At 57.2% G+C, this 8,723-nt stretch carries 6 protein-coding genes and 1 pseudogene; 4 read left to right on the top strand and 3 right to left on the bottom strand.

What is annotated here, in order from left to right; genetic code table 11:
* Positions 1 to 123 precede the first annotated feature (123 nt).
* Positions 124 to 918 (top strand): annotated as a pseudogene (locus QPL98_RS17230) (DcaP family trimeric outer membrane transporter); the annotation flags it as partial.
* 167 nt (positions 919 to 1,085) lie between these two features.
* Here QPL98_RS17230 and QPL98_RS17225 read toward each other — a convergent pair.
* Complete coding sequence (locus QPL98_RS17225) at positions 1,086 to 2,255, bottom strand: acyl-CoA dehydrogenase (protein ID WP_058342387.1); 1,170 nt, start codon at positions 2,253 to 2,255, stop codon at positions 1,086 to 1,088.
* 18 nt (positions 2,256 to 2,273) lie between these two features.
* Positions 2,274 to 3,479, bottom strand: a complete 1,206-nt coding sequence (locus tag QPL98_RS17220) for a 3-oxoadipyl-CoA thiolase (protein ID WP_199453456.1) — start codon at positions 3,477 to 3,479, stop codon at positions 2,274 to 2,276.
* A 132-nt stretch (positions 3,480 to 3,611) separates the two neighbouring features.
* On the opposite strand from QPL98_RS17220, the gene QPL98_RS17215 reads away from it, so the two are divergent.
* The gene (locus tag QPL98_RS17215; RefSeq protein ID WP_199453454.1) at positions 3,612 to 4,973 is read left to right on the top strand and encodes a hypothetical protein; all 1,362 of its coding nucleotides are present in this window, start codon (positions 3,612 to 3,614) and stop codon (positions 4,971 to 4,973) included.
* 21 nt (positions 4,974 to 4,994) lie between these two features.
* Here QPL98_RS17215 and QPL98_RS17210 read toward each other — a convergent pair whose 3' ends face one another.
* Positions 4,995 to 5,924, bottom strand: a complete 930-nt coding sequence (locus QPL98_RS17210) for a glyoxylate/hydroxypyruvate reductase A (RefSeq protein WP_199453452.1) — start codon at positions 5,922 to 5,924, stop codon at positions 4,995 to 4,997.
* A gap of 270 nt (positions 5,925 to 6,194) precedes the next feature.
* Between QPL98_RS17210 and QPL98_RS17205 the strand changes: the two genes are divergently transcribed.
* Both QPL98_RS17205 and QPL98_RS17200 read left to right on the top strand, forming a co-directional pair.
* A complete protein-coding gene (locus QPL98_RS17205) occupies positions 6,195 to 7,022 on the top strand; it encodes an IclR family transcriptional regulator (RefSeq protein ID WP_199453450.1) in 828 nt (275 codons plus the stop codon).
* Positions 7,023 to 7,167: 145 nt separating this feature from the next.
* Positions 7,168 to 8,646 (top strand): IS1182 family transposase, encoded by a 1,479-nt coding sequence (locus QPL98_RS17200; protein ID WP_199453448.1) that lies wholly within the window; start codon positions 7,168 to 7,170, stop codon positions 8,644 to 8,646.
* Positions 8,647 to 8,723 lie beyond the last annotated feature (77 nt).

The following is an 8,723-nucleotide window of genomic DNA, read 5'->3' as shown; positions in this document are numbered from 1 at the left end:
TACGCATGAGCCGAAAGCACTGACTGGGTGAATGGATGTCAGATGCTATTATATCGCTCCAAGCCTTGTTATTGCAGGCTTTGGGCGTGAGTTCAGCTCGTTGAAGTCACGGATTCAGGAAACAGCTATAATCCGCGCATGCGGCAGGCGTATGGCTCCTGGAATGGTTGGGATTTTGGCCAGACCTTCACAACCTTTACCGATCTGGCTGCATTGCCAGAGATTCTGGACCAAGGTAAACAGGCTGCCTTTATCTATACCCGACAGCCGATGCTCCGCTATAACATGTCCGCTCCGGGTGGCAAGTTGATGGTCGCCCTCGAAAACCCGGAAGATGGTTTTGGCTCTGAATCCTATGGCGATCAGTCCTATCCGGATCTCGTAGCGCGCTATCAGACTCGCGGCAACTACGGTATCTACTCTGTTGCGGCCCTGTTGCGCCATCTGGAAGATGATGCTGCGGAGGACACCAAGGCAGCCGGTGCTGTATCTCTGAGTGCCCGTATTCCTACGTTTGGCCGTGATGACCTGCGTCTGCAGTACAGCTATGGAGCGCTTGGCCGTTACATGGGGCTGTTCACCTACCCGGATGTGGACCGGGCCGAGCAGGCGGCCGGAAAGGTTGAGCCGCTGAATACCTACGGGGTCACTGCTGCTTACCGCCACTTCTGGAATTCAACCTGGAGAAGTAACCTGACGGTTTCCCATACCGAGATTGTGGACGATCTGGAATTCTCTCCTGGGGGCACGCTCAGCTATTTCGACTCCTCCACCTCAGTCCACGCTAACCTGCTGTGGTCCGCTCATAAGAACCTGACTCTGGGTCTTGAGTATGCCTACTGGGACTTTGGCGAGATTGCAGGCAGCGGCAGCCAGCAGTATGAGCAGGTAATGGCTTCCGCCAAGCTGTCATTCTGATCAGCGATTTCCGTTGAGTTAAAACGAATATCAGGTATTTCATCGCTTGCCCCGGGTGCGCTGCACACCGGGGCTTTTTTGGGCCTGCCTGAAACTCGTTGCCGGATGTCAGGCATTAAAAAACCCCTCCGCGGAGGGGTTCTTTGCTTACACTGTTCCTGAAAGGATCAGCTGAAGGCCTGGATGCCAGTCTGGCCACGGCCCAGAATCAGGGCGTGGACGTCGTGGGTGCCTTCGTAGGTGTTAACTGCTTCCAGGTTCATAACGTGGCGGATAACGTGGTATTCATCAGCGATACCATTGCCGCCGTGCATATCGCGGGCTACGCGGGCGATGTCCAGGGCCTTGCCACAGTTGTTACGCTTCAGAAGGGAAACGGAATCCGGGGTGGCAATGCCGGCATCCATCATGCGGCCCAGCTGCAGCACAGATTGCAGTCCAAGGGTGATTTCAGTCTGCATGTCTACCAGCTTCTTCTGGATCAGCTGGTTGGCGGCCAGGGGCTTGCCAAACTGCTTACGCTCCAGGGTGTAGTTGCGGGCTGCATGCCAGCAGAATTCCGCAGCACCCAGGGCGCCCCAGCTGATGCCGTAGCGAGCCTTGGTCAGGCAGCTCAGCGGGCCTTTCAGGCCTTCAACTTCCAGGCGGTTTTCTTCAGGAACGAAGACTTCGTCCATAAAGATAGAACCGGTGTCGGAGGCGCGCAGCGAGAACTTGCCCTCAATCTTCGGGGTTTCCAGGCCCGTGGCGCCTTCGCGCTCGATCACAAAGCCGTTTACCACGCCGTCCAGCTTGGCCCAGACCACGCAAACGTCGGCAATCGGGGAGTTTGTGATCCAGGTCTTGGAGCCGCTCAGCAGGTAGCCGCCATCGACTTTCTTGGCTCGGGTTTCCATGCCGCCGGGGTCAGACCCGTGGTTGGGTTCGGTCAGGCCGAAGCAGCCAACAAACTCGCCAGAGGCCAGTTTCGGCAGAATACGCTTTTTCAGCTCTTCTTTGCCGTAAGAGAAGATCGGGTACATCACCAGTGAAGACTGTACGCTCAGCGCGGAGCGGTAGGCGGAGTCGACCCGCTCAACTTCCCGTGCGATCAGGCCGTAGCATACGTGGTTCAGGCCGGGACCGCCGTACTCTTCCGGCAGGGTGGCACCCAGCATGCCCAGTTCACCCATTTCGGTGAAGATGCTGCGGTCGAATTTTTCGTGGCGGTTTGCCTCGACGATGCCGGGCATCAGACGGTTATCGCAGAAGCTGCGAATGCTGTCGCGTACCTGACGCTCGGTTTCGTCCAGTTGTGATTCAAAGTTCAGCAGGTCGTCCCAAGGTGCGGAAGCCATTGTTGTTCTCCTGAAAAGTTAGTTGGAAACCCGTTCAATTACAGCAGCAATGCCCTGGCCTACACCAATGCACATGCTGATCAGAGCGTAACGGCCACCGGTACGTTCGAGTTGGCGTACCGCCGTCAGGGCAATCCGGGCGCCGGAAGCGCCAAGAGGGTGCCCCACGGCGATGGCACCGCCGTTCGGGTTGAGTCTGGAATCGGAAGGATCGATTCCGAGTTTGGTGGTGCAACCGAGAACCTGGGCGGCGAACGCCTCGTTGATCTCGATTACATCCATGTCTTTTAGTGTCAGGCCTGCTCGGGCAAGGGCTTTCTGGCTTGCCGGAACCGGGCCGTAGCCCATTACATTGGGCGCAACGCCGGCGATGGCAGCCGATACGATACGTGCGCGGGGCTGGATGCCAGCCCGCTTGCCGGCTTCTTCGGAGCCGATAATCAGGGCGGCAGCGCCATCGTTCACGCCGGAGGCGTTGCCGGCAGTAACCACGCCATCTTCAGCCAGCGAGCGAAGATTGGAAAGCGCCTCGAGGTTGGATGTAGGCCTTGGATGCTCGTCGTCCTGCACGGTCAGTGGCGGTTGCTTGCGCCCCTGAGGCACCGAAATGGGCAGGATCTCGTCCTTGAAGAAGCCTTCCTGGCGGGCCGCCTCGTAACGGGCCTGACTTTGCGCGGCAAAGCGATCCACTTCCAGTCGGCACAGGTTAAGTTCGCGCGCAATGTTGTCTGCGGTTTCAGGCATGGTGTCAGAACCGAACTGACGTTCGATCAGTGGGTTCGGGAAGCGCGCGCCAATGGTGCTGTCAAAGGCCCGGAATTCACGACTGTAAGGTGATTCGGACTTGGCCAGCACAAACGGCGCGCGGCTCATGGTCTCGGCACCACCGGCTACAAACAGCTCACCTTCGCCACAACGGATAGCGCGGGCAGCATCGATGATGGCGGCAAGGCCTGAGCCGCACAGCCTGTTAACGGTCTGGCCACCGGTTTCAACCGGCAAGCCTGCCAGCAGTCCGGCGTGCCGCGCCAGGTTGCGGGCATCTTCACCGGCCTGGTTGGTGCAGCCGGCAATCACGTCTTCATAATTATCCGGAGCAAAGGCGTTGCGCTCAATGAGTGCGCGAATGACCTCGGCCAGCAGGTCGTCGGGGCGAACCTTGGCCAGGGCGCCTGCATGCCGCCCAAATGGTGTTCTCAAGCCATCATAGATGTATGCGTTCATAAGAATTGCCGTATCGATTATGGTTAGGTAATTCCGAACTGCGGAATATAGTTTTGTAAATGATATTGGAAAAGACTAATCTGGGTCTATCTCAATTGCAAGAATTGTTCATCATTGGTGGCTGACTGGTTTATGAATGGAACTCTTCGCTGGCTGCTGGCTTGTGCCGTGGTCATGGAGCTTGTCGCGATTTGTCTGCAGAGCAAAGCCCTTAGCGCCTCTGCCGGGCTGGTATTCATCCTGGTGTTTGTTCTGGGCGCGATGCGCCTTCAGGTCTATGCAAGGACGTTGTTCCTGCTTTCCCTCACGTTTAGTGCTGGTTTGTTTGTGACCGGCCGTCTCGGAATGGACGGTGCCCTTGATGCGTTGTCGGATGCAGCGTTCTATTCGGCGTTTTTGGGCAGCCTGGGGATGATGCAGTGCCTGGTGCGCCGCTTTGAAGTCCTCAGGCGTATCCACGATGTGCTGCTCGGGGGTCGGGTATCCCTTTTATACCCAAAGTATGCGGCGGTGAGCTGCGGTATTGCCTCGGTACTCAGCTTCGGGATGATGAGCCTTTTATGCGGCACCCTGGCGGACAGTCTCAAAGAGCGGGGCATTGAGGGCGCGGCGCGGCTGCAGTGGCTCAGGAGTGTGCTGATCAGCGCCTTGCGGGGATTTGCGCTGGTGCCGTTGGTGGCGCCAACCAGTGTGGCGGTCGCCATTCTGACCCGGGAGCTGCCGCAGCTGAGCTGGTCTTCGCTTTTGCCTTTTGGTTTTGTCGCAGCGTTACTGATGATTGTGGTTGGCTGGGTGCTGGAAAGGCAGCGGTTCAGGGAAATCAGCAGTGAGCGGGTTGCCCTGGACGGCTGGCCCGCCGGAACCGGTAAGTTAGTCGTACTGGTCCTGGTGGTGTTTGCCTGTATGGGGTTGCTGGTGGCGCTGGCGGGAGTGAAAGTTTCGGTGGCGGCTATGCTGGCGGTTCCAGCGGTTACCCTGGCCTATATGTTGTGGCAGGAGCGCTCTCCGGGGGCCACGGTGGCAGAGGGGGTGGGCCAGTTGGCAGTAATGTCCAACGAGATGGCGATCTTTGCCGGGTCGGCCATGCTGGGGGTGTCGATTGCCACTGTGGTGCCTGCAGATCTGTTTGACGGGCTTGTGGTGAGCGGGTGGGGCAGTTACCTGATTGCAGCTGCTGGCTTGTTAATCATGCCATTGTTTTCCATGGCGGGCGTGATTCCGATTACCGTGCTCAGCGTTCAGTCCGGCATGCTTGCGCAACTGGTAGCTAGCGGCGCTGACCCGATGCTGGTGGCAATTGGCCTGGTTATTGGTTTCTCACTGGCAATGATGGTGTCGCCGTTCGGGCCGTCGGTGATGTTGCTGTCACGGTTTGGTCAGGTTTCCCGCAACGTAGTGGCCTTTCAGTGGAACGGTGTTTTTGTCTTGCTGGTGGTGCCGCTGTTGCTGTTATTGCTGGCGGTGTTTGCGGTGATTCTGCCGGCCCCGGGCTGACCGGCAGAATCGGCTTGCGGGTTAGTAGCCGCGGGTTATGTCGACTATTCCTGTGATGGCTCGCCCGCTGGCGTGGTCCCGGATTTTCCCGGTGATCTGCTCCAGGGTGGCATCCCGAAGAGTTCGCGCCGAAATGTGCGGCGTGATTGTGATGTCGGTTCGCTCCCAGAACGGGTGGCCAGCCGGCAAAGGTTCCTTGCGGAACACATCCAGGGAGGCCCGCTGCAGTTTCTCCTCATTCAGGGCTCTGAGCAGGTCTTCTTCCACGAGGTGCTCCCCCCGGCCGACGTTGATCAGCACCGCACCCGGCTGGAGCTGGCTGAACAGGTCGTAGTTGAGGATGTTTTCGGTTTCGCTGGTCAGTGGCAGGGTGTTAACCAACACTCGCGTTGTCCCCAGAAACTCTCCGAGTTGCCCGTTGCCTGCGAAGGTGCGCACGCCTTCTACCGTGTGCTCACTCCTGGCCCAGCCGTTTACCGTATAGTCCAGGCTTGCCAGTGTGCTGGCCACACGCTTGCCGATGTGCCCTAGCCCCATAATGCCGATGGGCCACTCTTTCCGGCTGATGGGGCGGTGTATCTTCCACAGGCGCTGGCGTTGCTGCTCCCGGTACAGCTCCATCTGCCGGCTGACTTCCAGTATCTGGTGCAGTACATGCTCGGCCATCTGTACTGACATGCCGGCATCTTCCAGTCTTACCACGGTAAGGTCTGCCGGCAGGTTGGGCACTTTCAGCAATCCGTCGATACCGGCGCCCAGGTTGAAAACGGCCTTCAGGTGGGTCTCACGCTCGAACAGTTGTGCCGGTGGCTGCCATACGATGGCGTAGTCTGCATTTATCGCCGGGCCGTCCGGATCCCAGACATAAATGTCTGCTTCTGGTAGCAGTTGTTTGATAGGTACGGTCCAGCGCTCTGGTTTGGGATCGCCCGCTACAAAAAGTACCTTCATACATGCTCCTGAGTAGTGTTTGTTGTCGTGCATATGACTTTGTTCCGCATTGCAGAATAAAGTATCGCTATACTATGGTAAAGGTTGCCCGGGTTTCCTTCATGGTTATTTCGTGGCATCGGGTAATGCCAGTGTTTCGAATCTGGCATGAAATTTGATGGCAGATTGTGGTTCTTGAGTTTCTCATAGACTAGAATATGTCCAATTTTCACGCCCACGGTTCTTCAGGCTATCCGTGACAGGCAACGCAGTTCAGGAAATAGGCAAGTTATGGCAAAAAAACAGCAGGACAACTCACCGGAGTTGCAAGTGGCATCCGGTGATGGTGAGCCGGTTCAGCCGGGTAAGGATCGCAAGTTTGTGGAGGCATTGTCCCGGGGGCTGGATGTTCTGCGCGCGTTCAGTCAGGGGTCTGTCATTCTCGGCAACCAGGACATTGCCAGAATTACCGGCCTTCCCAAGCCCACCGTTTCGCGCATGACCTATACGCTGACCAAGCTGGGTTATCTGGGCTACAACCAGCAGCTGGAAAAGTATCAGCTTAGTTCCGGCGTGCTGGCTCTGGGTTACGCCTATGTATCAAACCTGAAGGTGCGTCAGCTGGCCAAGCCCTACATGGACGAGTTCGCCCGGCAAACCAACATGTCGGTTGGTCTGACTTGTCGCGACCGCTTGCACATGATTTATGTAGAAAACCGGCTGCCGCCTGAAGCAACCCTCCTGCGGATGGATATTGGCCTGAAGCTGCCTATGTCGACAACCTCTGCAGGGCGCGCCTATTACTGCGCGATCAGCGACCCGGCCCGCAAGCTGATCGACGATGCCATGGCGAAGAAGTACGGTGAAAAATGGCCGGAAATTAAAGAAGGCCTGGACCAGGCCATGGAAGATTACCGGGAGCACGGTTTCTGCCTGTCGCTGGGAGACTGGGATCGGAACATTAACTCCGCCGGTGTACCTATCCACCTGCAGGATGGCACTACGATGGTTCTGACCTGTGCGGCGCCGTCGTACCTGGTGCCTGGCGACAAGTTGCGCGACTCCTATGCTCACCAGCTGGCTATGTTAGCCCGGGATATTGAATCGCTCGGTGTCTAGGCCAGGCTGCCGGTAGCCGGCCGGATCAGACAGAAAGGCATAAAAAAACCGCAGACGAAAGTCTGCGGTCAGACTGCTGACAAACCCTCGCCATCGCGGCGGGGGGTTGTTGTAATTGGGGTATCGACTTTTCAGAGGCTGCCCCATGCTCAAAGAGCCGTCCCCGCAACAACACGAACTCGAGATGGTCAGTCTCGAATCGCTGGTCCCCGACAACCACCTTCTTCGCAAGATTGATCAGTACATCGATTTTGAGTTCATCCGTGATCGGGTTCGGCATTTGTATTGCTCGAACAATGGTCGGCCGGCGCTCGATCCGGTGGTGCTGTTCAAGATGCTGTTTCTGGGCTATCTGTTCGGCATTCGCAGTGAGCGGCAGTTGGTGCGGGAGATACAGGTCAACGTGGCGTATCGCTGGTTCTTGCGCTTCAACCTGACTGACAAGATTCCAGACGCTTCCACCCTGAGCCAGAACCGCCGGCGGCGGTTCCAGGACAGCAGCATCTATCAGGAAATCTTCGATGAGATCGTGCTTCAGGCGATGGGCTATGACCTGGTGGGTGGCGAAGTACTTTATACCGACAGCACGCATCTCAAGGCGAATGCCAACAAGAACAAGTACGACCTGAAACAGGCTGAGGAGAAGGTGGCGGCCTACCTGGACAGCCTGGAAGACGCCATCGAAGGTGATCGCAAGGCTCAGGGTAAAAAGCCCTTGAAAACGAAGCTGTCTGAGCAGACACCCAAGACCAAAGACACCAAGATCAGCCGCACCGATCCGGACAGTGGTTACATGGTTCGGGAAGGCAAGCCCAAGGGCTTCTTCTACCTGGACCACCGAACTGTCGATGGCCGCAACGCCATCATCACCGACAGCTACGCCACGCCAGCCAATCTGCATGACAGCCGTCCCTATCTCGATCGACTGGATCGACAATGTGAGCGCTTTGGCTTCGACGTCTGGGGCGTCGGACTGGATGCGGGTTACTACACCGCCGGTATCTGCAAGGGCTTGGAAGACCGGGGTATCTACGGGGTCATGGGCTATCGGCGACCGAATAAACCCAAAGGCTATCTCCCTAAACGGGTCTTCACTTACGATCCCGAGACCAACAGCTATCGCTGTCCGCAAGGCCGGCAACTGATTTATGCCACCACCAACCGCCTGGGCTACCGGGAGTACAAATCCAACCCCGCTCAGTGCAAAGACTGCCCGCTACTGCATCAGTGCACCCGCAGCGCCAACCACGTCAAAGTGCTCACCCGCCATGTCTGGCAAGACAGTAAGGATCGAACGGACAGTTACCGATTAACGCCGTGGGGTAAAGCGCTCTACAAACAACGACAAGAAACGGTGGAACGGTCATTTGCCGATGCCAAACAACTCCATGGTCATCGCTACGCTCGCTTGCGAGGGATCTCCAAGGTGCGTGAGCAATGCCTGTTGGCCGCCGCAGCCCAGAATATGAAGAAGATTGCGCAGATCCTGGCGCGTCTTTTATGGCTCAAATCCCTTGGTATGCCTGGGTTACAGAGGCGAATCCGGAAATGGGCCCGGAAACTGGCTTTGCTGAAGTATTGGCAATCTGGTCAGGAGTATTGGGCTAACTCCATGGCTAACTAAATTTAAAGCGCCCAAACGCAACGAACCCCGGAAAAACCGGGGTTCGTCAGCAGTCTAACCGCAGACGAAAGTCTGCG

The sequence above is a fragment of the Marinobacter sp. ST-43 genome, from assembly GCF_030541085.1.
Taxonomy (GTDB): domain Bacteria; phylum Pseudomonadota; class Gammaproteobacteria; order Pseudomonadales; family Oleiphilaceae; genus Marinobacter; species Marinobacter nauticus.
Note: the sequence above shows the minus strand (reverse complement) of the source record. Positions and strands in the feature narration are given on the sequence as shown.

Excerpts from the sequence above, each read along its gene's own strand:
- QPL98_RS17215 (WP_199453454.1), top strand. The coding sequence starts at position 3,612 with ATGAATGGAACTCTTCGCTGGCTGCTGGCTTGTGCCGTGGTCATGGAG.
- QPL98_RS17205 (WP_199453450.1), top strand. The coding sequence starts at position 6,195 with ATGGCAAAAAAACAGCAGGACAACTCACCGGAGTTGCAAGTGGCATCC.
- QPL98_RS17210 (WP_199453452.1), bottom strand. The coding sequence starts at position 5,924 with ATGAAGGTACTTTTTGTAGCGGGCGATCCCAAACCAGAGCGCTGGACC.
- QPL98_RS17225 (WP_058342387.1), bottom strand. The coding sequence starts at position 2,255 with ATGGCTTCCGCACCTTGGGACGACCTGCTGAACTTTGAATCACAACTG.
- QPL98_RS17200 (WP_199453448.1), top strand. The coding sequence starts at position 7,168 with ATGCTCAAAGAGCCGTCCCCGCAACAACACGAACTCGAGATGGTCAGT.
- QPL98_RS17220 (WP_199453456.1), bottom strand. The coding sequence starts at position 3,479 with ATGAACGCATACATCTATGATGGCTTGAGAACACCATTTGGGCGGCAT.